The sequence below is a fragment of the Pseudomonas frederiksbergensis genome (genome assembly GCF_003732275.1).
Taxonomy (GTDB): domain Bacteria; phylum Pseudomonadota; class Gammaproteobacteria; order Pseudomonadales; family Pseudomonadaceae; genus Aquipseudomonas; species Aquipseudomonas frederiksbergensis_H.
Genome location: NZ_MOBM01000038.1, coordinates 565,506 through 589,591 on the forward strand (window position 1 = coordinate 565,506; position 24,086 = coordinate 589,591).

Below are 24,086 nucleotides of genomic sequence, written 5' to 3' on the forward strand. Positions count from 1 at the left end.
AATGTTGCCTGACCCGCCGCTATCGCGAGCAGGCTCGCTCCCACAGGACTGCGGTGTTCAAGCCCTTAACTACCGATGCCGGCTGTTCTGGAGTGCCGTTTCAGCGTTTGACCGACAGATCCGTCTGCGTCATGCGGCTACGGATGGTGAACACGCCATCCCCCGAGAGAATCGCGCTGCGCGCAAACAGGCGCCCACTCTCCCAGTTCGAAAGCCCCAGTTCCGGCTTGTTCAGCGCGTACTGCCCGTCGACCCAGCGGGTAATCCCGTTGCCGACAAAAGGCGCGTTGACCGCGTTGTAGAAACGCTCCTGCGCCGGGGCATCTTCACTGATCAGCGACACGGTGAATTGCGGGCTGTAGCGGTTGAACAAAGCGATGGCCTGGTCCAGGTCGTCGACGATCTTCAGGCTGACTTCCGGGGTTTCTTCCCATTCCCACTCGCGGCCCAATTGATCCTCGGGCAGCGGTTCGGCCAACGCTTCGGTCTGATAGCCTTCGGCGCGGTACACCTCGACGCTCGCGGTTTGCCAATCAGTTGGCAAATGCTGCTCGCTACCCTCGACGATATGCAACTTGCAGCCCTGGCCCCGAGCGGTGCCGGCCTGTTGCAGGGCGTCGAGAAACAGCGGCACCAGCTCGGCGGCGCGGTCGCGGTGGATCAGGCAAACGTTCAGGGTGTTGCAGACTTTGCGGTCCAGCGAGTTGCGCACCACAGCGGCAAAGCGCTGGGCATCGGCGTCCTTGTCGGCGATCAGCCACGCGCCACCGGTGCCGTGCAGGCTGACCGCGGTGCCGGCCTGTTGCGCGATGCTGCCCAACTGACTGACCGCACGCCCCGACCCGCGGGCCACAGCTAGCGACAAGCGCCTATCGGCGAACATCGCCCAACCGGCGGCGTGATTGACGCTTTCCACCAGCGAAACTGCTCCGGTCGGCAATCCGGCATCAGCCAATGCAGGATTCAATGCATGGGTGACGATGGCCTGGGCGGTGCCCAGCGCATCGCTGCCAATGCGCAGCACCGCGGTGTTACCGGTGCGCAATACCCCGGCGGCGTCGGCAAAGACATTTGGCCGGCCTTCGAACACGAACGCGACGATGCCCAGCGGCGACACCACTTGCTCGACTTTCCAGCCGTCATGCTCGACACAACTCACGACCTTGCCACGGGTGGCCGGTGCATCGCGCCAGGCGCGCAGGCCGGCGATCATGTCGCCGCGCATGCGTTCATCGGCGAGCAACCGCGTGGTGGAGCGCCCGCGCGCCTTGGCCCGCTCGATGTCGGCCAGGTTGGCAGCCGCAATCAAGGCCCAGCATTCCGGGGTTTCCAGACGTTGAGCAAAGTGATCGAAGAACTCGCTGATGGCGTGATCCGAGACACCGGACATCGCAGCAAAAGCCGCTTCTGCGCGCTCGATGGCGACCGCCGCCGCTTGCTGGTCCGCTACCGGGATCAGCAACAATTCGCCGCTGACCTGCTCCACCAGCAGATGGTCGCCGGGCTGAAAGCGCGCCGCCAGTTCGGGGCTGACGACAGTGACACGATTACCGGCAAAAGGGATTGGCGTGCCAGCGACTAGACGTTCGAGCGCAAGAGACATGAAACGGTTTCACCATGCAGGAGAGCGGCCAGAAAATGTATAGGAAAATCCGTGGAGCGTCATTCCCTGGGGCGTGGTGGCGGTTACTTTTTCGCAAGTCGAAATACATCTTGCTCCAGGCGATTGCTCCCCTGTTTGCGCCACCCGGCATTCGCGTCATAGACCACCAGCAGCAAGGGCTCTTCTACGCCCGCGGTGCTGACAAAGGTCAGTCCTTCGGCATGATCGCAGCCTTTATCCTCTCCTTGTCCGTAAGGAACCTCCAGGACCGGCGTCAATTGTTCGCTGAAGACAAAACTTTCGTCTGTTGGCCTGGCGCCGTCGTGCCATCGAAATAAGCTGACAGGCCCGTCGAGGTTCATCGTCGGCCCGGCCAGGATCAACATGTCGTCACCATCGATGCATAAGTCCCTGACGCCGAGTCCATCCAGCTGGAGAAAATGCTTTCGATATTTGCGCCCCTTGGGCCCGATTTTTTTCAGCGTCAGTGTGTGAGCAGCATCTGGATGGTCTTCGGGTTCGACCTCCAGAACAATGGTCCAGCCCCGCAACACCGGCCCTCGCAACCCGATAAAAACACGCTTGCCGTTGATCTCGAGGCCTTCGGTATCGAACCCGTTGTCCTTGCCGGGAATGTGCAGAAATGCCCCCACATGCTCGTCGTCCTTGAGCTCATCGAGCAATTCGTTACCCAGTTGATTGCCGGCCAATTGGGCGGCAACTCGATCATCGCCGGCGGTACTCTTCACCAAAGTGAACGTCCCGTTTTCTTCGACCACCGGAATCCGGGCCAGGAGAAAACGATTGCCATCGCTGCTGACGGTTGCCAGACGCTCGGCGTTTTTCTTCAGGGACTTGCTGTTGTCGGGTTGTTTCCGTTTCAGGCTGTGAGACCCCACAACCCAGAGATACCCCGTGTCGCGGTCGTAGCTCATGCCTTCCAGGTCTGCTTCAACGAATTCTTTGCCAATCGTCGGGATGACCGGCAGGGCTAACAGGGACGCCAACGAGAACTGTTTGTGCTGGTCAAACAGAAATTCGCCCGCACCGGCAGGCTCACGCAGGGTGAGGCGCTCCAGGCTCAAGGATTCATCATTGGCGACCCACAGGGTATTGCCTATCTGGACCACGGCAGACAACCCTTTGCGCAAATGAGCGCCCGGGTCATTGAAGACTAGAAGCGCGGAACCGAATTTCACCATGAAGTCACCCGCTCCTTCACCCGTTCGGGTGAGTCAAAGAATGCCTGCTTCACGGTAGCGGTCATCGGGCGCTAGTCAAGACTGGTCATCAGAACACCGACCAGCCAATCCGCTGACTCAACAATTCCAGCGCGGCCATGCCAGCGAGGGAGTTGCCGGCAGCGTTCAATTCCGGAGACCAGACGCACACCGTGAATTGCCCCGGCACTACTGCGACAATCCCGCCACCCACACCGCTCTTGCCTGGCAGGCCGACGCGATAGGCAAAGTTGCCCGCTTCGTCGTACAACCCGCTGGTGGCCATGATCGAGTTGACTTGCTGGGTCTGGCGGGCGCTGAGGATCTGGGCGCCGCTGTGTTTGCAGAAACCGTCGTTGGCCAGAAAGCAGAACGTGCGGGCCAGATCCACGCAACTCATGCGCAGCGCGCAATGGCTGAAGTAGCTGCGCAGCACGGCTTCGACGTCGTTATGAAAGTTGCCGAACGACTGCATCAGATAAGCCATGGCCGCGTTGCGCGCGCGGTGCTGATATTCCGACTCGGCGACTTTGCCGTCCACCATGACATTCGGGTTACCAGACAAACGCCGGACAAAATCGCGCATCGACAACGCCGGCGCGGCAAAACGTGACTGGTTGATGTCGCAGATCACCAGCGCACCGGCGTTGATGAAAGGATTGCGCGGGCGCCCGCGCTCGAATTCAAGCTGCACCAGCGAGTTGAACGGCTGACCGGAAGGCTCGTGGCCAAGGCGCTCCCAAATCGCTTCGCCGGAATGGTCGATGGCCTGCACCAGGCTGAATACCTTGGAGATACTCTGCACCGAGAACGGCGTGTCGGCGTCTCCGGCACAAAACAACTCGCCGTCATTGCCATACACGGCAATGCCCAACTGATTGGACGGCACGGTGCCGAGGGCGGGAATGTAGTCAGCCACTTTGCCCTGACCGATCAACGGTCGGACTGCGTCAAGGATCTCGTTCAACAGCGCTTGCATGCCGGGTTCCGAAGTCTCGCCCCATAGGATTGCGGGGACACTGTCGCTAGACGCTGCTGGTCGGTGCTGAATCACAGTTTTGTATGGGAATGTATCTGTCGCGGCCCCGGATACATGAACTTGCACCGGGCGACCTTTCGGACATACCCCCCACACACCGGGTTGAAAAACTCCTGCTGTCCGCTGACCACCGGCAAAACCAGGTCGGCCCTTGCTCAGGAGTGTTGTCATGCTGACCCAAGTTCCCCGTTACCACGGCTGGTCGCTGTTTGGCCTGCTGTCCTTGCTGGTGCTGTTGATGACCGGCCTGATTCTGTTGCTGAACCCGGACCTGGTGGAAGCCACCCGCAGCGCCATTCGCGCCACGGCACGCACTTCGTTTGCACTGTTTCTCGCTGCGTTTACTGCGTCCGCTTTGGCCGTGCTGGTGCCCTCGCCTTTCACCCGATCGTTGGTGCGCGAGCGACGCTTCATCGGCCTGGCCTTTGCATTTTCCCATCTGGTCCACGCCGTCCTGATCTACAGCTACGGCCAACTGAATCCCGAGTTCTGGCCCAGCCGCACCACGGTCGGCAACATTCCGGGCTCGGTTGGTTATCTGTTCATCCTGTTGATGGCGCTGACCTCGTTCAAAACCACGGCGCGGCTGATCGGCCCCAAACCCTGGAAAGCCCTGCACCTCAGCGGCATGTGGGTACTCGCAGCGGTGTTCACCTATTCCAACTTCAAACGCATCCCCATGAGTGCCTGGTACGTCCTGCCGTTCGGTTTGATGTTTTCGGCGATCGTCATTCGGCTGCTGGGCAAGATTGCGTTGAAGTACAAACGGTCGGCCAGGAGTGCGCTATTGGCCGAGTGAAATCCCTGGAACACCACAATCCCCTGTGGGAGCGAGCCTGCTCGCGAAGAGGCCACAACAGTCGATATCAATGTTGACTGTCAGCCAGCTATCGCGAGCAGGCTCGCTCCCACAATAAATCCCTGGAGCTCAAGCCCATGAACACCTCTCTCTCGTCGGCCATCAAAGGCCTGCACCTGAACCTCGACCGCGCCGGCAGCTGGATCGCGCCCCTGACCTTGCGGGTGTTTCTGGCCTGGGAGTTTTTCGAGTCAGGCCTGGAAAAATGGAACGGCCAGAACTGGTTCGCCGACATCCAGAGCAGCTTCCCGTTTCCCTTCAACCACGTGCCGGCCACGCTGAACTGGGAACTGTCGATGTGGGCCGAACTGATCTGCGCCCTCGCCTTGCTGGTGGGTCTGGGAACGCGGGTTTCGGCGGTTATTCTGACCGTGGTCACGATCGTTGCGACCGCTGCCGTTCACTGGCCGGCCGATTGGTCTACATTGAGTGAACTTGCCCAGGGTTATGCCATCAGCAATAAAGGCCATGGCAACTTCAAACTGCCGCTGATCTACCTCGCAGCCCTCATGCCGTTGTTGCTCTCGGGGGCCGGCAAACTCAGCGTGGACGCGCTGTTGGCTCGATACTTCTGGCGGCGCAGTCTCCGCTGATACGCCAGCGTCTCGATAACCCACCCAACTTATGTAAAGGAGCCATCATGAGCGTGACCACCCAATGGATCGAGATCACCAGCGCCGAAGGCACATTCGGCGCTTACCTGGCCATTCCCCACACCCTTAAAGGTCCGGGGATTGTGCTGATTCAGGAAATCTTCGGCGTCAACGAGCACATCCGCTCGGTCGCCGAGCAATACGCCGCCGACGGCTACCTGGTCATCGCGCCGGATCTGTTCTGGCGCAACGGCCACCGTATCGAACTGGGTTACGACGAAGCCGGCTGGAAACGCGCCGTCGAGCTGATGAACGCCACCGACACCACCAAGGCCCAGGCCGACATCAAACTGGCCATCGACGCCCTGAAAGCGCAGCCGGGGCTGGACGGCAGAATCGCGTCGATCGGTTTCTGCTTCGGCGGCATGCTGTCGTACAACACCGCGGCCAACGGTTTCGTCGACGTGGCGATCGCCTACTACGGCGGCGGCATTCAGAACCAACTGGATCGGGCCGGTGAAATCAAGGTGCCGATGCTGATGCACTTCGGTGAACAGGACAGCCACATCCCCATCGACGCCGTGAAGCAAATCGCCGAGCGTTTCGAGTTCAATGACGACGTCGATATCGAGGTTTATCCGGGAGCCGAACATGGCTTCAACTGCTCACACCGTGACAGCTACAACCAGCGGGCGGCGGTCGAGGCACATGGCAATACGTTGCTCTTTTTGAGTCAGAACCTTTAAGGCCTGATCGCTGGGGTTGGCGACATAAACAATCGGTGAGCATTCAATCCCGGAAACCAGCATGGACAACCTCTCAAAACCCAGATCGGCCTCACTGCGCATTCCCTCCACGGTCTGGGCCCTGGGTTTTGTCAGCCTGTTCATGGACCTGTCTTCAGAACTGGTACACAGCCTGCTGCCGGTGTTTCTGGTCACAACCCTGGGCGCCAGCGCGTTGACCGTTGGGGTGATCGAGGGCATCGCCGAGGCGACTGCGATGCTGACCAAGATCTTCTCCGGCGCCATCAGCGACTTCATCGGCCGGCGCAAAGGCCTGCTGTTGATGGGCTACGGTCTGGCCGCCTTGACGAAGCCGCTCTTTCCCCTCGCGCACTCGGTGGATGTGGTGTTCACCGCGCGTTTTCTGGATCGCATCGGCAAAGGTATTCGTGGCGCGCCGCGAGATGCGCTGGTTGCCGATATCGCGCCCGCCGAAATCCGTGGCGCCTGCTTCGGCTTGCGCCAGTCGATGGACACCGTGGGCGCCATTCTGGGTCCGATTCTGGCCATCGTGCTGATGCTTTGGCTCGGGCAGATCCATCTGGTGTTGTGGTTCGCGGTGATCCCGGCGGTGATATCGGTGGCGCTGATTGTCGGCGGGGTAAAAGAACCGACCGCTGCCGCTGGCGAACACACCTTTCGCTCACCTATCCACTGGAAGGTTCTGCGGGATTTTTCCCGTGGTTACTGGTGGGTGGTGGTCGTCGGCGGCCTCTTCACGTTGGCCCGTTTCAGCGAAGCCTTTCTGGTATTGAAGGCGCAACAAACAGGCCTGACGGCAACCTGGGTGCCGATGGTGATGGTGGTCATGTCGCTGCTCTATGCCGTGTCCGCCTACCCTGCCGGCTGGTTGTCCGACCGGATCAGCCGCACCAAAATACTGTGTATCGGCATAGTCCTGTTGATCCTGGCAGACCTGTTATTGGCACAAGCGGATTCGATCATGACCATGCTGGCGGGCGTGGCCCTGTGGGGCCTGCACATGGGCTTCAGCCAAGGAATTCTCGCAACGCTGATCGCCGACACCGCGCCCGAACATCTCAGGGGCACGGCATTCGGTCTGTTCAATCTGAGCAGCGGCGTGTGCCTGTTGATCGCCAGTGTGCTCGCCGGCGCGCTGTGGGAGACCTCAGGCTCGGCCAGCACCTTCATCGTCGGGGCGGTGCTGGCGGCGGCGGCGCTGCTGTTGCTACTGTTTCGAAAGCCTTAGCCCACCGCAACTGCGAACACGATCGCCTGAACTATCCATTGGCGACTGCCAGGATTGAGCCAACCAACATGAGCGCCAAACCTGTTAATAGTGCGGTCAGCCGTTCACACTGACGTGTTAAGCGCCACCGCTGCGCGGATCAGCGCCTTCAACGCTTGCTCATCAATTCTCTCGCCCTCATGAATATCGATGGCACGTCGGGTGTTGCCGTCGAGGCTGGCGTTGAACAGACCTGAAGGATCCTCCAGCGAGGCACCCTTGGCGAAGGTCATCTTCACGGCATTCTTGTACGTCTCACCGGTGCAGATGATGCCGGCATGCGACCACACCGGAACCCCTCTCCACTTCAACTCCTCGACCACGTCGGGGTCTGCCTGCTTGATAAGCGCCCGAACCCGAGCGAGCGTCTCACCCCGCCAGTCACTCAGCGCCTGGATTTTCGCCTCAATCAGCTCAGAGGCAGAGCCTCCCTCCTCGTCTTCCTTTGTGTCGATCTTCTTCATGATGGTTGTCACTCCTATGAGGGGTTATCAACGCCTTAGCTTCAAGCCAAAGCGCTGGCATCGGCTTCATGCTCGTCCGCGAAGGCCATGAGCACCTCCAGATCGAGCACATCCAGCTTGATCTGGGCGATAAAGGCCGAGAAGGCAAGATTGGCGGCGAGCCGACGCAGATCGGCGGCCCAGGCCGGGACATGAACCGGCCCCTGGAGCCAGCCGGACTCGAAGAGCGGAGCCAAACGAACGGTATCCCCCAGGCTGAGGCGCCCGGCAAACAGATGACCCACCAGTTCTGGCCGGTTGTCGCGGATCGCGATACGCAGCAGGGTATGGACGCCGAGCAAACCGGTCAGGTAGGCGGCATCCTTGGTGAACGCCGAACCACCGCGCAGGTCGGCGCCGCGAAAAACCCGCTGTGTCGAGCGGAAGGACTCCTCTTGCGACTGGCCGGCCGCGAGAAAACCTTCGAATACCTGGATGAAATCGGCGCCATCCAGCGCCTGCTGGACTGCAAGCACGCGCAGGGCGAGGCGGCGCAGGCGGTTGATGTCCATGCTGCCGGTGAACAGCTCGGCCAGGGTGGCAATGCCCTCCTGAGTCTGGGTGGTGCGTGGCGCCCCCAGACCCAGGCTTTTCAGGTTGGGTTGGAGCGCGCCGTTTTGTGCCGTGGCGACATGCACGAAAGCCTCATGCTGCAATAACTGGCTCTTGTCCAGCTCCGAAAACAGGGCGCTGGCACGCAGACGGATGCGGCTCGACCCGGCGATGGCCTTGGCGGCCAGAGTGGGATCAAGCACGACCGTGATCCGGCCCGGGCCGAAGAAGCCATCCAGTTCCGGCTGCATCCAGGCAGCGAAGGCCTCAGCCGGAATCTCCGCCGGGCTCGGTGGAATCCGGGCACCGCCCAGCAGGGCATCGGTGGTCTTGAGAAAGAATTGGGCCGCGTCCAGCATGCTCAGTTTCTGGCTCGGGTAATAGAAGTCCGGGCGCCGGTACAACGCTGACGAATACTGAGTGAAAGCAGGTGTGCCAATGGCACCCAGCATGCGCCCGGCCGTGGCATAACTGCGCGCCGTCATGGCGAGGTAGCGCCCGGCCGGATGCCCCTCATCGCAGCGGTCGGTAAAGGCTTCCAGGGCGGCGATGTCCGCGCTGTGCGCGCGCGGGCGCAGTTCGACCCTGGGCAGTTCTGCATGCCCGGCGCGCCAACGCGCCAGGAATACTTCCTCGACCCCATCCGGCCAGGCCAGGGCATCCAGTACGCGGATCTTGCGGGCCAAACCGGGCAAAGCGGCATCGAGTTCGGACAGGGCAGCGGCGCTCACAGAACTCTCCTTGGGAGACGACGGTCAGTGCAAAAAGTCTAGTCGTTGTTGAAGCGTGGCGTTGCAACAGGTCGAGTCTTAACCAGGCTTTCCGCTGGATTCATGGTCTTGGCCATCTCGGCACGGCCCAGTTGCGATTGACTGAGAATGCACGGCTTTGCTCGAACGAAAGACCAGGCAGCTCGCCGCCACTAGCACCCATGCCGCAATACCGCCATACAGCATCACCCAGCCAAATCCATGGGCCAGCGCTGCGTTGGCCACATCGACCGGAATCGTAGTGCCTTGGCCAGTCTGCGCCAACACAGCGGAGTTGCCGGCTGAAATGTTCTCCGCCAGCAACCTCAGTTGCACATCATCGGAGGAGCCAGATAACTGCTCGCGCAGGGAAGACAGGATGCCTTCCACCAGGATGAACCCCATCAGCGCGATATTGATTGCAAGGCTGATCATACGAGCACTGATATCGATGCCCGATGCCATGCCGGCACGTTCACTGGGCACCGATCCGGTAGTGGTATTGGTAACAGGCGTATTGGTCAGCCCCAGTCCGATCCCGGCGATCAGGCAGCCAGGAAGCATCGTCAACCAGCTGGCATGCGTGACACTGCTGCCCCATTTCATCAGCAGGAACCCCAGACCTATGGTGAACAAGCCTGCGGGAATCACCACGTCAGGTCGATAGCGCAGCGCCAGCCGCTCGCCCAACGGAGGGATAACCAGCGTCGGCAGCGTATACGCCAGCAGTGCCAAACCAGTGCCGACACTGGCGTAGCCCAGGCTATTTTGAAAGTACAGAGGCAGGTAGATCATGAATGGCCAGAAGCTGAAGTTCATGCCTGCCGACCCTAGCAAGGCACCCGAGAAACGGCGGATGCGAAATACAGAGAAGTCGAACATGGGATCGACATAGCGTCGCTGTGCGATGACAAAGACAATGAAGCTGACCATTGCTACAACCAGGCTGGCGATGGCCGAACCACTGGAGAAGCCCAGCCCCGCTCCCTGAGTGATGAACCAGGAAAGACCCAACACCGCCAGCGATAACGAAATAATGCCCAACACATCCAGCCTGCGGCGCTGCGGATCACGTGACTCATCGACACCGACGAGCACCAGCACCAGCGCAAGCACGGCAATGGGCGCATGCACCAGGAACACCCATTCCCAACTCGACAACGCCACGATAGCTGCGCCGATAATCGGACCGAACCCCAGACCGATGCCGAACACGATCCCCCAGGCACTGAACGCTTTGCCGCGCGCAGCTCCCGACTGGAATCGGTGAGACAGTACTGCCACCTGACAAATCAGCATGGCACCACCGGACATGCCTTGCAGAAATCGGCTTGCGATCAACACGCTGGTGCTTTGCGCCCATCCACAGCTCAGAGAGGTCATGCCGAAAAGCAGCAGGCTAATGACAAACACTCGCTTGCGCCCATACCGATCCGCCAGTGTGCCGGTGGCCATCAGCACCGTGGTGCAGGCGATGGTGTAGGCATTCATGATCCACTGCATATCTTTGAAATCGCTGCGCAGAACCGATTCAAGTGTGGGCAAGATTGCCGGCACGCTCGAGATTTCCAGGCCGAACATCAGCGAGGCCAAGCAAACGGCGGCTATTGTGAAAACATCCTTTTGCGAAGAAGAGAACTGCATCGTGATCTTTCAGATCAAGTTGATAGGCACTGGCAAGACGGCCCTGCCCCCCCTCAGGGAAGTTGGCGCGATAGCCTCACCAGCGTCACCAGACATAACTCCAAGTGACCGGCCGCATTCTGGAAGTAATTAAAAAATGACAGAAATGATTTAATTTCGTAAGTTTTATTAATATTCATCATGAGTTGACTAAATGGACTTCGACCCAGCTCTGTTGCGTGCTTTTGTCGCGATCAAGGAGACCGGAAGTTTCACTCGTGCCGCAGAACGCCTGCACTTGAGCCAGTCAGCGATCAGTCATCAGATCCGGCGTCTGGAAGAACAGGCCGGCACCACCCTGCTGGTGCGCACCACCCGACGTTTGACGCTGACAGAAGATGGCGAAGATTTTCTGCGTCATGCCGAACATGTCCTCAGAGCGCAAGACGCCCTCTCCCGGCGTTTCGAAACATCATCGGTATCCGGGACCGTGCGCTTCGGTGTGCCAGAAAACTTTATTGGCGACGGTCTGCCGCCGTTACTGACTCGGTTTGCCAGACAATTTCCCGCAGTACGTCTGGATGTAACCGTCGGCACTTACCTCGATCTGCGCGCGCAGGTCGATGCCGATGGGCTCGATCTGGCCGTGGTCATGGCATTGCCGGGCAGTCAGGCCGGCGGTACCGTGCTGCGCGAAACCCGGTTTGTCTGGGCCGCGGCGCAGAGTTTCGACCCTGCCGACGACGCCCCTTTACCGCTGGCGTTTGCACCAGCGCCCTGCATGCACCGGCAAGTGGCTGTAGAGGCACTGGCGAGTTCCACAGTGGATTGGCGGGTCGCCTTTACCTCTCCAAGTCAACAAGGACTGCGCGCGGCGGTATTGGCGGGGCTTGCCGTCACCGCGCTACCGCAGGGAGATCTAGAGCCCGGCATGGTAGTGATTGACGGTCAACATGGCCTGCCACCGCTGCTGGATGCTGATTTCCGACTGATATGGAGTGTCACAGGAAAGACGCCTGCGGCCCATGCATTTGGGCAACTGCTGGTGGAGATGTCTGAGTCGTCATCAATCTAGAACAGGCTGACTGCCATTGGCATTCCAGGGTAAGCGCCCTGTTGATTGCGAATAGCTGTTTGGGTTGTGGACGTTGGACACGCAATGGCTATCGCCGCAATATTGCCAAGCCTGCGGATACAAGGAAGAAACACCATGGCGCTAACCAGCAAGATTTCCCCCTACGACAGTAGATGGCCCGCGTTCTTCGTTAGTGCCGAAGAGCAGATCGCGAAGGCGTTTGGCACTGAGCTTGTTGCCATCCATCATGTCGGAAGTACCGCCGTTCCCGGGCTCGCAGCCAAGCCAGAGATCGACCTCCTGGTCGAGGTTGCGGAGCATCGAAACGAATCCTCCCGAGACAATGTCATGCGCGAATTAGGCTACGCACGGGGAAGCGATCTGTCGGCGGGACACCATTTTTATCGTCGCGATATTGAGGGTGTGCGAACACATAAGGCCCACGTTTGTATCACCGGCCACGGTCAAATCGAAAGAATGCTCCGTTTTCGTGACCTGCTCAGGGACGCCCCTGTGATTCGCCAGCAGTATCAAGACTTGAAACTTGAACTGGAAGCAAGCAACACCGGGGGCATAGGTGAATACCTGGCACGGAAAGCACCCTTTATCGAGCAATGCTGTTCACTTAAGAGAGTCTTGAGTCAGTGAGAAACTTGTGGCGAGGGAGCTTGCTCCCGCTTGAGTGCGTAGCACTCACAAAAAATCGGCAATGGTTGTCAGATTTTTGGGGCCGCTACGCAGCCCAGCGCGAGCAAGCTCGCTCGCCACAAAGGTAGGCATGACTGAGGAGTCATGCCTACATGACCCGCATTACCTTTATCGAAGGGCTTATGGGATCGATCTCGACACCCCTAATGACTCTGCCATTCGAACCAAATCAGCAAACGACTTTGCGTGCATTTTTTTCATTGCATGCCCGCGGTGAATTTTCACGGTGATCTCGCTCAGATTCATCTGCCCTGCAATCTGTTTATTCATCAGACCTTTGACTGCAAGGGCCATTACCTCTTTCTCACGAACTGTCAGCGTCTGATAGTGGGCATGCAGATCTGAAAACTGCTGCTCAAATTGCCGGCGTTTGACATCTGCCTGCAGTGCGGCAGACACCGCATCCAGAAGGTCCTGTTCACGGAACGGTTTTGCCAAAAAATCCACCGCGCCGGCTTTCATCGCCTTGACGGACATTTCGATGTCCCCATGCCCAGTGATGAAAATAATCGGAATATTGGCATTGGATTTAGCTAACTGGCTTTGAAACTCAAGACCACTGTTACCTTGAAGTCGTACATCAAGGATCAAACAGCTTGCACCCTCTGTCTTTGGCTGTTGAAGAAACTCCGCAGTGGATGCGAACGTCTCGACTTGTATACCGGCAGAGCGTAAAAGATTGCTTAATGCGTCGCGCATGGAAGCATCGTCATCCACCACGAACACCATAGAACCTTTACTGCCTTGCTCATTGGATGGTGGATTTCCGTTCATGCACAGCCCTCTTTGGTTGGTTGAAGGAAAAAGTCTAGCACAACACTTTATTTTGCGTTAGCGCGCACAAGCACGATTACAACTACCCGGAAAGACCGGGAAAAGTCATGCAATAAAATACAGCTCCAGCGCTGAAATAAAAGAAAGCAGATAACGTGGGCAATGTAGAAACGCCCTGACCTGGACACTACAACTTCTCCCACTAATGCACCAGTTGCAAAAATGCTCGCAGTTATTGGACAGAATCCTGTATTGACTTTCACCCATTCTAGAGCGCGCACGGCTGACAATTTCATCGCTTGAATATTCACACGATTCCCGTATCAACCAGACTGGCTTGCCACGTGCGAAGCTTTCAAGGTCAGTCACTTCGATGGGACCTGGTTTGAGTGAACTGCTAAATCCAGAGTAATGAGCGACGTCTCCACACCCAAGGTATATGCCATGATGCACATAAAATTTGCGCGGGCTAATCAGGTGCGAACCTATTGGCAAATTAACTGCATCCTTTTCGACATGCACTAACTCCAATGGAAACATGAAGGATCTTCTTGGCGACTTACTACCATTGCAGCGCTCGAGCATCAGCGCCTTCAAATAACCAGCGAGGTCTATTGCCATTATCGTCAGACAAAAAACGATTGCTGATCGAAGCGATGAAAATCCACTTATCAACTTGATAGCTAGAGTATTCACGACAAATTCTCCGCAGACCCTTGTCATGTAATATATCGCCAGGGCTGCGAAGCTTCATTTGTACACAGGATTAATTTAAGTGACCATTAATATACCTCCCCTAAACCTAAGTATTAAACCGAGCACCTGGTTGCAGGCGACCAGAGTGCAGTAGATTCAATGATGCTCGACAGGCAGGGTGAATTGAACGGTAGCACCGCGGGGCCGGTTGACGCTTGCCCACAAGTGGCCGCCATGTGCCTCGATGATCGAGCGACAAATGGACAACCCCATCCCCAATCCGGTGGGCTTGGTGGTGTAGAAAGAAGCAAAAATTTGCTCGGTGTTTTCCGAGGCAAACCCTGGCCCCGAATCGCTCACACTGACGAGCACACAGCCGGCGTCATTTAACAGAGCGCTGATGTGCAATTGGCGTTCACCCTCGCTCACACCATTCATGGCCTCGAGCGCATTCATGATCAAGTTGAGCAGCACCTGTTGCAGTTCAACGCGGTCGCCTTCGATAAATGGCAAACCGTCTTTGAGTTGAGTCCGAATCAAGGCCCCACTCTTCATGATCTGGCCACGGGTGAACTCGATCATCTCGCGAATTGCCGCGCTGATGTCCACCGCCCCCTTTTGCGGGGGTGCCTTGCGGATATGTCGACGAATTCGACCCAATACATCGGCTGCTCGATTGGCATCCATGATGAGACTGCCAAGTACTTTGCGGACCTCTTCGATCTCCGGCGGCTGGATGTTTAGCCAGCGCAGCGCGGCGTTGGCATTGAGGATGGCCGCTGCAATCGGCTGATTGACTTCGTGAGCAATCGAGGCGACAAGCTGCCCCATGGTCGCGACGCGGTTCGCGTGGGCCAACTCCGTTTGCACCTCGCGATAGCGTCGTTCGCTTTCGCGGATTTTTTCTTCCGCCTGTTTGCGCTCGGTCAGATCCAGCACGAAAGCGACCCCCTCCTTGCTGCTGGCTTCGAACATCGCCAAACCGACAATCACCGGCAGGCGACTACCATCCTTTCTGAAATATTCCTTCTCGTGGGGTTGGGCATAGCCGGTCCGCACGGCTTGCGCCAAAAAGTGCTCGCTGAGTTCATGAAATTCCGGTGTTGTCAGATCTCTCCAGCGCAGACAGCCCGTCGTATCCGACCATGCGAAGAAATGCATCATTGGCCTCGACGATATCACCGTCGGCGTTCCAGACGAGGATCCCGATGATGTTGGCGTCTACGAGACGCCGAATCTTCCCTTCGCGCTCCGCGACCTCGCGGTACAAACGGGCATTTTCCAGCGAAATAGCAGCCTGTGAGGCCACCAGTTTCAACACGGCAATCCGGGATGGGCTGAACACACGGGCGGTCAGATTGTTTTCGAGGTAGAGCGCACCGGTCAGTTTGGCCTGGTTCATCAACGGCAGGCAGAGAACCGATCGGACGTGGTGCCGACGTATATAGGGGTCTTCGGCAAACGGGGCCTCGGTCAGGGCATCATCAAGAAAAACACTCTCACCCGTGCGCAGGACATGGTAGAGAAGTGACTCCGGCAGCAGCGCCGAAGTCATCGGCTCATCGCGCAACTGCATCGAATGGCTGCCAGTGGTCACTTGCGCTGCTATGCGGTGTTCACCAGTGTCCGACAGAATCAACACGCCTCGTTCGGCACCGGCCTGTTCGATGGCTGTGCGCATGATCATGTCGATGAGTTTTTCCAGGACGATTTCTCCCGACACGGCCTGCGAGACCTTTATCACGGTGGCCAGATCGAGGTGTTCGACCGGTGCGGCCATCGTAGTTGTCGGGCCGAGCGTTTGCTCTTCGGCCCTCAGCAACGGATACCGCGCCTCAAGCTGCCGCACCTTGCCATCAGCGCCCCAGCGCAGGTAGCCGTAGCGAGCGTCTTGCAAGTAAACGCGGGCTACTTTCCCAAGACCGCGGGCCGCATAGAAGCGAGACGCCAGTTCGTTGGCAAGCGCTTCGATATGGACGAAACCGCTCTTCTGCGCCGAGTGGACGGCTTGTTCGTAAAGCAACTCAGCCTCGATCATGCGCCCTTCGACGCGGGCGATCTCGGCGTCGACCAGCGCGGCCCGGCTCGCGAAATTCTCTGGACACTGTTCAGCCCAGATCTGGAGTTGCCGGTGATCCGTCGCCATTGCGATCAAGTGCTGCGCACGTTCGTCCACCGGGACACTGTCGCACCATCGGGCACGAGCCAGTGCGTCATAGAAGTAAAACTCAGCCTCCTCGAAGAACAAATATGACGTCCATAGCAACTGCTGTGCCTTTGCGGCGGCTTGCATGGCCGCCCTGGGGTCGTCGGCCATGTAGCATGCCTGTAATTTGCGGACCCAGTACCAGCACTCGGCCAATGCCAGGTCCGGATTGCTGGACAGGTGGGCTTCGGTGCCTGGCTCGTCAAACTGTCCATCATCAAAACAACCGAATACTGGCGTCGAGCCCCGGAGCATCCGGATCAGCGCCAGTTGTGTGCCAATGAAATCGGTGACCAGCCCGAACCGCACCTTCCTGGCGTAAGCCAGGCCACGTTCGGCTTCGTCCTGTACCTCGGACAATGGCTCGCCGGCGAAGAGAGCGTCGGAGGTGAGGCTATTGCCCGCGTAAGCACCATATGGCAAGTCACCAATCCGGTTCGCCGCAGCAAATGAGCGGTGCAGCAGGTCGCGGCATTGCTCTACGGGCTTCATCCAGCGCACGGAAAAATTCGAGAAACAAAGATAGGTACTGGCTTCGAATCGCTTCAGGCCTCGCTGTTCAACGAGTTCGCAGCCGAGCTGGCCGAATCGGAATCCTGCCTCGTAATCGCCGAAACGCCGTCCGGCGACTCTGAATGCATTGGCGTAATGCACACATGAGGCATCGCAGTTGCCCCCTTCGAGGCTCAGGCTGATCGCCTTGCAGATCAACAGGTCCGTCAGGTTCGCATCCGTCTGCAAGGCAGGCGGGAAGAGCTTGCCCAGCGCGCTGACGGTCATGAGGGAAGCTGCGTCCTCCATCAATGGCAAATCAATGAGCTCCTCGATTGCCCGATCGCCCAGTAACGACCAGATATGGTCGTACTCCTGGCGCACTTCATCGTCGCTCGGATGGGCTGACCACTCGATACCCACATGCCGCAGATAGGCGAGACAAGCAGCGACCGCGCCATCGCTCCGATCCAGGAGCAGGTAGTCATCCATTTGCAGACACACGACATTGGCTCGTTCGATCGTCGTCATGGCGCGATCCGAAAGCGCCGCCAGGCGTTTGTCCGCGACCGATAACTGTCCAGTCAGCATCTCGCATTCGGCCCGGTTCAACTCCAGCGCGAACATCAACCCATGCAGACGCGCCCAACAGCTGTCGTCCAACAGCTGCGCACCCGTGGTGAGATAGTTGAGCGCCGAGGCATAGGCCGTTGACGCCTTGGCACGCTGGCCGGCCATCAGGTTGAGCTCTGCCAATTGCTCCCGCTCGGCCTGATCGGTGAGCAGCACTGCGCCGCTGTTGAGCTGGCCGACGATGTCAAAGATCGCCTCCTCCCGCCCTTGCAGGGGCGTCTGCGCTGCGAGCAGCCGGCCGATTCGCAGATGAGCCTCGGCGCGTGAATCCTTAGGGATCAGTGAATAGGCCGCTTCATGAATACGGTCATGGACAAAGCCATAAGCGCCTTCCAGCCGCTGAACCAACTCCTGGCGCACGGCTTCCCACAATACCGTGCGGATCTGTGCCTGGGGGATGCCCAGAACGGTCGAAAGCGTCGTGGTCCCGGCAACGTTCCCCAGACAGGCAAGCTGCTGTAATGCCAGTTGCGTTTCAGCCGGTAAGCGGGTCAGCTTGCCGACCATCAGGTCCACGATGTTGTCGGTGTACCCCTTGGCATGGATGCGCTCCGGGCTCCAGCACCACTGCCTTGCTTGATGATCGAAGGTCAGCAGCTGTTCGTCAGCGAGCGTTTGCAGAAACTGGATCACGAAGAACGGGTTGCCGGCGGTTTTGTCCAGCACCAACTGCGCCAGGGGCTCGATGTGCGCAAGCTCGTCGTGAAGCGCATCCGCAATCAACTGCTCAATGTGTCCCTTCGCGAGCGGCGCCAGAGTGATTTCATCTACCCTGCCCCCGGCGTTCCGAATGGCCTGAAGTTTGCCCGCTAATGGATGCGTGACATTCACTTCATTGGTGCGGTAGGCACCTACCAGCATCAGATGCCGCACATCCGAGCTGGTCAACAGATCCTCCAGCAGGTCGAGCGTTGCCGCGTCGATCCACTGCAGATCGTCCAGAAACAGGGCAAGCGGATGCTCCGCCCGGGCAAATACACCGATAAAGCGCCGGAACACCAGGAGGAAACGGCGTTGCGCCTGTTGAGGTTCAAGTGTCTGCACCGGTGGCGGCTCACCAATGATGAGCTTCAGTTCGGGAATGAGGTCGGTCATCAGCCCCGCGTTGGCATCCAGTGCGTTCTGTAATGCGTCACGCCATTGCGCCAGTTCAGTGTCGTTCTTGCCCAGCAGCGTGCGCACCAGGCTTTGAAATGCCTGCACCAGCGTCGAATAGGGAATATCGCGCCGGTATTGATCGAACTTGCCGGTAGCGAAGAGTCCTCGCGGCGGGACCAGCGCTTTGTGCAGCTCATTGACCACAGAGGATTTGCCAATACCGGAATAGCCGGTGACCAACATCAGTTCCGGCGCGCTGCTTGCGATGATCCGATCGAACGCGGCGATCAAGGTACTCACCTCATGCTCGCGCCCGTAGAGTTTCTCGGGAATCATCAGCCGATCGGATGTCCCTTGCTCGCCCAACGCGAAGGCATTGATGTGGCTCAAGGACTCCCAGTCTGCCAGGCATTGCCGCAGATCGTGTTCAACACTCGCAGCCGTCTGGTAGCGCTCCTCAGCGGTCTTGGCGAGCAGCTTCATGACAATCCGGGAAAGTACATCGGGGACGGTTTCGACCCGCACGCTCGGTGGCTGCGGTTTTTTGGCGATATGGCAGTGCACCCACTCTATCGGCTCAGATGCCGTAAACGGCAGCGAGCCCGTGAGCATCTGGTAAAGCGTGACGCCGAAGGAATAGAGGTCGCTGCGCAAATCGATCGAGCGATTCATCCTGCCGGTCTGCTCAGGTGCCATGTAAGCGAGCGTGCCGGCGATGGTCTCAGGCGCCTGTCGCTCACGCGGTAGCCACGAGGCGAGGCCGAACCCTGTAAGCCGGGCCTGACCGTCGGAGCAGTTCACCAAAATATGGGAGGGCTTGATATCTTTATGGACGAGTCCGCGCTGGTGGAGCTTTCCCAATGCCTGCGCGATGCTAATAGCAAGACGCAGAAAAGTTAGCGTTTCCATGGGGGCAACCAGCAACTGCACAAGCGGCGTGCCGCCCGTATCTTCCAGCAGCAGATACATCTGCCCACTTTCTCGCACCATCTCAAGCGGACGCACAGCCCAGGAGCCATCCAGTTCGTCCTTCAGGCCAAACTCGTGGGCGAAACGGCCAAGACAAGCCGGAAGCGGTTGTTCAGCAGCGGGTCGTGCAACTAGAACATTGCGGTCGCCTTCCACCCCCGAGCGTAACTCTCGACAGAAGGTACGCTCACCATCGTTCCATAGTATCTGCATGTTGTTATCCGTCGGAGCGGGAACAATAAGTAGGTTCTTGACTGCCGCACATTGCCGTCACGCTGTATCCAGAGTCGCGCCGCACATGCCAATGCCGCCGCAATAGCCTACAACAGCTTCCAGTACCATTAGAACTCAGATTTGACCCAGCCCACCGTCAGCACAAAGGTCACGCTACGGCCAGAGGCGCGGGCTGCTCTTGATGTTGACCGAGATAGCGACAGAAGCACGAACGCAACCAGCGTTCCCGAGGGTCGTTGTGGGCCGCGCCGCGCCAAGCCATGGACAAGTCCGGCGCCGGTAACGCCAATGGCGCAAAGTCGGCACGCATCCCTTCCATTCGCGCCATGGCCCGGGCGACGTAGTCCGGTACGATCGCAATCATGTCGCTGCCGGCGAGCAAAGCGGGCAAGGCACTGAACTGCGGAACAGCCAGTACTACCCTGCGCTGCCGACCGATCAGACTCAGGGCATGGTCGGCATCGTCGATGACATTTCCCATCGAAGAGACAACCACATGAGGCCGCCTGCAAAAGTCATCCAGCTCGAGGGAACCGGGGGCCGAATCGGCGCGCAATAGCATGGGTTGCATCGCTCGCAAGCTTTTGCAATGGGCACTTGCAGGCAGTTCTTGCGCAAAGCTGATACCCACGGAAATCTCTCCCGAGGTCAGCAATTGGGGTAATTGCCGATGGTCCACTCTGCGCACTACCAGTGTGATGTTTGGCGCCTCGTCCCGCAGGTGCTTGATCAAACGAGGAAGCAGCGCGTACTCGACATCGTCAGAGAGTCCGATATGAAAGGTCTCGTCACTGGTGAGTGGGTCGAACGTCTGGGCACAACTCAAGGCGACAGCAATGCCATCCAATGCTGGCGTCAGCCGCGCATGAATTTCTTCTGCCCGCGCCGTCGGCTCCATCACCCTGCCAGTGCGGATGAACAGCGGATCATTGAACATCGAACGCAGTCGCCCGAGGGCGCTGCTGATAGTGGCCTGACACAGGAAAAGTTTCTCTGCGGCCCGGGTAACGTTGCGTTCGCACATCACTGTTTCGAAGACAATCAACAGATTAATGTCGGCACGCCGCAGATCATTTCTGTTCATCACGTTCACCGCCTAGGCGCAAGGCCGCATGGGTAAGGGGAGTTCAAGCTTATGCAGGCCAACAGCAAGACGTCACTTGTACCTAGGTTCAACCGATGTATCCCTTGGTTGGGCAGCCTTGTACGTGGGTATGCCCGGAACTGCGACCCAGTAGCACAAGACCAACCTGGGTGACTTCATCGAACTTCCAGGTAGACCATCTACACCTTGGTCTTAGCTGACTATACATTGGTATACTTCTACCCCTTATAAGTTGGCGTATGTTGTAGTAACGGCCAAAGCTGTCACGAGGGTCCCAAATGAAACAAGATACGCAAATACGCAATTCAATGATTATCGCCATCGTCGACGATGATGATTCGGTCCGGACAGCGCTTGAAAGCTTGCTGCGATCCTGCGGTTACAAAGTTCAAACTTATTGCAGCGCTCTGGAGTTTCTCAACACGGATGGCCCCGCTCAAACACGTTGCCTTATATCCGATATCCAGATGCCGGGAATGAGCGGTTTTGAGCTTCATAAGCAGCTCGTCGCGATGGGCTTTCACATTCCCACTATATTCATCACTGCTTACCCTGAAGCCCTCCCTCCCCTTAGCACCGATACGCCTGCGCTGATTGCCTATCTGCCTAAACCTTGTGAAACCAATAAGCTTCTGAACTGCATCGAAACAGCCCTCCTCCAGCAGAATTGAGAGCGTTCTGAAAGTTCTCTTTTGCATCCAATACAAACCTTCGTATATCCCCATACCACTGACGTATAGCTTTTCTGAACCGATGTAGAAGTGCGCCGACAATAATCCAGCAATAACATAAATCCACAGCGGGCGACCTGCTGCATTCAACATAGACACCTTGACTTTCGGCGCCCTTGTATCGCTCCACCAAACTTGAAGAATAACTTCAAGAACATTGAAAACCTTTTTGAGGAACAACTAATGAAACAGCATATTCTGGTTATTGGTGCGGGGTTCGGTGGTGTGTGGAGTGCATTGAGCGCCGCCCGTCTACTGGATAAGCACAGTCGTAGCGACGTGGACATCACGTTGCTGGCGCCCCAGGCGCAATTGCGCATCCGTCCCCGCTTCTACGAAAGCGACGTGCACAAAATGTTCGCTCCCCTGGATGGGTTGTTCGACTCGGTAGGTGTGCGTTTCATCAAAGGCACCGCCGAGCACATTGATGACCTTGGAAGGACCGTTGGCTATCGCGATGAGGCTGGCCGGTGGAGCACATTGACCTACGATCGCCTGGTACTTGCGGCTGGCAGCCAGTTAGCCCGCCCGACGGTGCCAGGCCTTGACGCCCATGCCTTCGACGTTGATCAGATCGAAGCCGCGGTGCGCCTGGAGAACCACCTCAAATCCCTCAAGAACCGTCCCTCCAGCGTTGCCCGCAACACGGTGGTGGTCGCCGGTGGCGGTTTCACCGGTATCGAGACCGGCACCGAGATGCCGGAACGCCTGCGGTCCTTGCTCGGTAACGATCAGGACATCCGCGTGATCATCATCGACCGTGCGCCTCAGATCGGCGCGACCATGGGTGAGGGAATTCGTCCATCAATCATCGAGGCCTCCGAATACCTGGGCATTGAATGGGTGGTCAACGCCAGTGTGACGGCGGTGGACGCCAACGGCGTTACCCTCGCTGATGGTCGCCGCATCGAGAGCCAAACAGTGATCTGGACCGTCGGCTTTCGCGCCAGCCCGCTGACCGAACAGATTTCCAGCGTGCGCGATGTCCAGGGTCGCTTGCACGTCGATGAGAACCTGAAGGTGTTCGGCCAGGAACATGTCTACGCCGCTGGAGATGTCGCCTATGCCGCCACCGACGACCTCGGCAACTTCGCCGCAATGTCTTGCCAGCATGCGATTTCTCTAGGCCGTCACGCCGGGAATAACGTCGCTGCGGACCTGCTAGGTGTCGCGCCCACCCCCTACCGTCAGCCCAAGTACGTGACCTGCCTCGATCTGGGCGCCTGGGGCGCGGTGTTTACTGAAGGCTGGGATCGCCAGCTCAAGCTGGTCAAGGAAACGGCCAAGGAGCTCAAGACGCAGATCAACACCCAGTGGATCTACCCACCGGCAGCTGATCGGGCCGCCGCCCTGGCGGCAGCCGACCCGATGATTCCGGTGGCTTGAAGCCCCTCTGAGATTCTTGACCCAAGCAATAGGAGAAGGACCATGACTATGCATTTGAACCACCCCACCCAAAAGGATGGAACACATCAAAAAAGGAACGCTCAGCAGGAGTCAAACCTGAGCTTGCACAACACCTCACACCCCGGTGGGTCGGGGTCCGAGGAGTTGGTTCCTTCGCGCTATGCGCTGCGGATCGGCGAGATTGACGTGCTGGTGGTCAGTGATGGGGTGCTGCCTCTGCCGACCGAGACGATGTCCACCAATGCCGACCCAGCCGCCCGCGCGACCTGGTTCAAGGACATGTTCCTGGGGCCGGACGCGTTCGATTGGGCGCTGAACGTACTTGTGGTGCGTAGCGGCGACAAGCTCATCCTCGTCGACGCTGGACTCGGAGGGCAGTTCCCCGGATTTCCGCGGGCCGGGCAGTTCCCCAAACGACTGAAGGCCGCCGGTATCGATCTTGCGTCCGTGACCGACGTGGTGATAACCCACATGCACATGGACCATATCGGCGGGCTGCTTGTCGATGAGGTGAAGAGCCAACTACGTCCAGATCTGCGTATCCACGTTTCAGCCACCGAGGTCGCGTTTTGGGAGTCGCCCGATTTCTCCCTCACCTCCATGCCGTCGCCGGTGCCGGACGTCCTGCGGGCAACGGCCAATCAGTTCATTAACGAATACCGCAGCAAGGTGCGCACGTTCGAGGATGAGTATGAGGTGGCACCAGGCGTGGTCGTCAAGCTCACCGGCGGCCACACCCCAGGGCACAGCGTGGTCTACGTGACATCCGGCGGTGAGCGGTTGACCTTCGCAGGCGACGCCCTGTTCCCGGTCGCCTTCGAACACCCCGACTGGCATAACGGCTTTGAACATGACCCTGAGGAGTCGGTTCGCGTTCGTGTCCGCCTGTTGCAAGAGGCGGCAGCTAGCGGTGAGCTGTTTGTGGCGACTCACCTGCCGTTCCCCTCCGTTGGCCGGGTGGCAGTGGACGGTGACGCCTTTCGCTGGGTCGCGGGTTTCTGGGACTACTGATCGCTTGTCGGGTTTGCGCCTCCGTTCACGGAGGCACGAATCTCCCTGAGCAACATCACATGATCGAGCGACCTTCAATGAAAGACTCCAATCGGGAGATAGATCTCCAGCGTCGGGCCATATTGACAAGTTCAGCAGTAGTGGCCGCCAGTTTGTTGGTACCGCTTTCCAG

Annotated in this window: 18 protein-coding genes and 1 pseudogene; 9 read left to right on the plus strand and 10 right to left on the minus strand. The window is 58.4% G+C overall.

Annotated elements, in window-relative coordinates; translation table 11 throughout:
• Positions 1–100 precede the first annotated feature (100 nt).
• From BK662_RS21865 to glsB, 3 genes are all read right to left on the minus strand, one after another.
• Positions 101–1,603 carry an aldehyde dehydrogenase family protein gene (locus BK662_RS21865; protein WP_123359797.1) on the minus strand — a complete coding sequence of 501 codons (1,503 nt, stop codon included), beginning with the start codon at positions 1,601–1,603 and terminating at the stop codon, positions 101–103.
• Between the two features lie 83 nt (positions 1,604–1,686).
• Positions 1,687–2,805 carry a DUF3616 domain-containing protein gene (locus tag BK662_RS21870; RefSeq protein ID WP_123359798.1) on the minus strand — a complete coding sequence of 373 codons (1,119 nt, stop codon included), beginning with the start codon at positions 2,803–2,805 and terminating at the stop codon, positions 1,687–1,689.
• An 88-nt stretch (positions 2,806–2,893) separates the two neighbouring features.
• Positions 2,894–3,802: a glutaminase B gene (gene glsB / locus BK662_RS21875; RefSeq protein WP_052962965.1), complete on the minus strand. Its 909-nt coding sequence runs from the start codon at positions 3,800–3,802 to the stop codon at positions 2,894–2,896.
• Between the two features lie 229 nt (positions 3,803–4,031).
• Here glsB and BK662_RS21880 point away from each other — a divergent pair, with 229 nt between their 5' ends.
• The 4 genes from BK662_RS21880 (at position 4,032) to BK662_RS21895 (ending at position 7,309) form a co-directional block, all read left to right on the plus strand.
• Complete coding sequence (locus tag BK662_RS21880; RefSeq protein WP_123359799.1) at positions 4,032–4,661, plus strand: ferric reductase-like transmembrane domain-containing protein; 630 nt, start codon at positions 4,032–4,034, stop codon at positions 4,659–4,661.
• Positions 4,662–4,798: 137 nt separating this feature from the next.
• The gene (locus tag BK662_RS21885; RefSeq protein ID WP_123359800.1) at positions 4,799–5,314 is read left to right on the plus strand and encodes an HvfX family Cu-binding RiPP maturation protein; all 516 of its coding nucleotides are present in this window, start codon (positions 4,799–4,801) and stop codon (positions 5,312–5,314) included.
• A gap of 47 nt (positions 5,315–5,361) precedes the next feature.
• Complete coding sequence (locus BK662_RS21890) at positions 5,362–6,060, plus strand: dienelactone hydrolase family protein (protein WP_123359801.1); 699 nt, start codon at positions 5,362–5,364, stop codon at positions 6,058–6,060.
• A 61-nt stretch (positions 6,061–6,121) separates the two neighbouring features.
• On the plus strand, positions 6,122–7,309 hold the full coding sequence (locus tag BK662_RS21895; RefSeq protein WP_123359802.1) for an MFS transporter: 1,188 nt from the start codon (positions 6,122–6,124) through the stop codon (positions 7,307–7,309).
• A gap of 104 nt (positions 7,310–7,413) precedes the next feature.
• Here the strand turns inward: BK662_RS21895 and BK662_RS21900 are convergent, their stop codons facing one another.
• The 3 genes from BK662_RS21900 to BK662_RS21910 all read right to left on the minus strand — a co-directional run bounded on the left by BK662_RS21900 (position 7,414) and on the right by BK662_RS21910 (position 10,796).
• Entirely contained in the window at positions 7,414–7,812 is a 399-nt protein-coding gene (locus tag BK662_RS21900) for a DUF1801 domain-containing protein (RefSeq protein WP_123359803.1), read from the minus strand.
• Positions 7,813–7,853: 41 nt separating this feature from the next.
• A complete protein-coding gene (locus BK662_RS21905) occupies positions 7,854–9,134 on the minus strand; it encodes a peptidase MATCAP family protein (RefSeq protein ID WP_123359804.1) in 1,281 nt (426 codons plus the stop codon).
• Positions 9,135–9,212: 78 nt separating this feature from the next.
• Positions 9,213–10,796, minus strand: coding sequence for an MFS transporter (locus BK662_RS21910; protein ID WP_123359805.1), 1,584 nt, complete (start codon positions 10,794–10,796; stop codon positions 9,213–9,215).
• A 193-nt stretch (positions 10,797–10,989) separates the two neighbouring features.
• On the opposite strand from BK662_RS21910, the gene BK662_RS21915 reads away from it, so the two are divergent.
• Together BK662_RS21915 and BK662_RS21920 are read left to right on the plus strand one after the other, a co-directional pair.
• A complete protein-coding gene (locus tag BK662_RS21915) occupies positions 10,990–11,850 on the plus strand; it encodes a LysR family transcriptional regulator (RefSeq protein ID WP_123359806.1) in 861 nt (286 codons plus the stop codon).
• A 135-nt stretch (positions 11,851–11,985) separates the two neighbouring features.
• Positions 11,986–12,498, plus strand: a complete 513-nt coding sequence (locus BK662_RS21920) for a GrpB family protein (protein WP_123359807.1) — start codon at positions 11,986–11,988, stop codon at positions 12,496–12,498.
• Positions 12,499–12,678: 180 nt separating this feature from the next.
• Here the strand turns inward: BK662_RS21920 and BK662_RS21925 are convergent, their stop codons facing one another.
• The 4 genes and pseudogenes from BK662_RS21925 to BK662_RS21940 all read right to left on the minus strand — a co-directional run bounded on the left by BK662_RS21925 (position 12,679) and on the right by BK662_RS21940 (position 20,744).
• On the minus strand, positions 12,679–13,332 hold the full coding sequence (locus tag BK662_RS21925) for a response regulator transcription factor (protein WP_123359808.1): 654 nt from the start codon (positions 13,330–13,332) through the stop codon (positions 12,679–12,681).
• Positions 13,333–13,437: 105 nt separating this feature from the next.
• The gene (locus BK662_RS21930; RefSeq protein ID WP_123359939.1) at positions 13,438–14,028 is read right to left on the minus strand and encodes a lecithin retinol acyltransferase family protein; all 591 of its coding nucleotides are present in this window, start codon (positions 14,026–14,028) and stop codon (positions 13,438–13,440) included.
• Positions 14,029–14,184: 156 nt separating this feature from the next.
• Positions 14,185–19,639 (minus strand): annotated as a pseudogene (locus BK662_RS21935) (trifunctional serine/threonine-protein kinase/ATP-binding protein/sensor histidine kinase).
• Between the two features lie 169 nt (positions 19,640–19,808).
• Entirely contained in the window at positions 19,809–20,744 is a 936-nt protein-coding gene (locus BK662_RS21940) for a LysR family transcriptional regulator (protein WP_123359809.1), read from the minus strand.
• 299 nt (positions 20,745–21,043) lie between these two features.
• Between BK662_RS21940 and BK662_RS21945 the strand changes: the two genes are divergently transcribed.
• The 3 genes from BK662_RS21945 (at position 21,044) to BK662_RS21955 (ending at position 23,914) form a co-directional block, all read left to right on the plus strand.
• Positions 21,044–21,436: a response regulator transcription factor gene (locus tag BK662_RS21945; protein ID WP_123359810.1), complete on the plus strand. Its 393-nt coding sequence runs from the start codon at positions 21,044–21,046 to the stop codon at positions 21,434–21,436.
• A 243-nt stretch (positions 21,437–21,679) separates the two neighbouring features.
• Positions 21,680–22,882 carry an NAD(P)/FAD-dependent oxidoreductase gene (locus tag BK662_RS21950; RefSeq protein ID WP_123359811.1) on the plus strand — a complete coding sequence of 401 codons (1,203 nt, stop codon included), beginning with the start codon at positions 21,680–21,682 and terminating at the stop codon, positions 22,880–22,882.
• Between the two features lie 42 nt (positions 22,883–22,924).
• Positions 22,925–23,914 (plus strand): MBL fold metallo-hydrolase, encoded by a 990-nt coding sequence (locus tag BK662_RS21955; RefSeq protein WP_123359812.1) that lies wholly within the window; start codon positions 22,925–22,927, stop codon positions 23,912–23,914.
• Positions 23,915–24,086 lie beyond the last annotated feature (172 nt).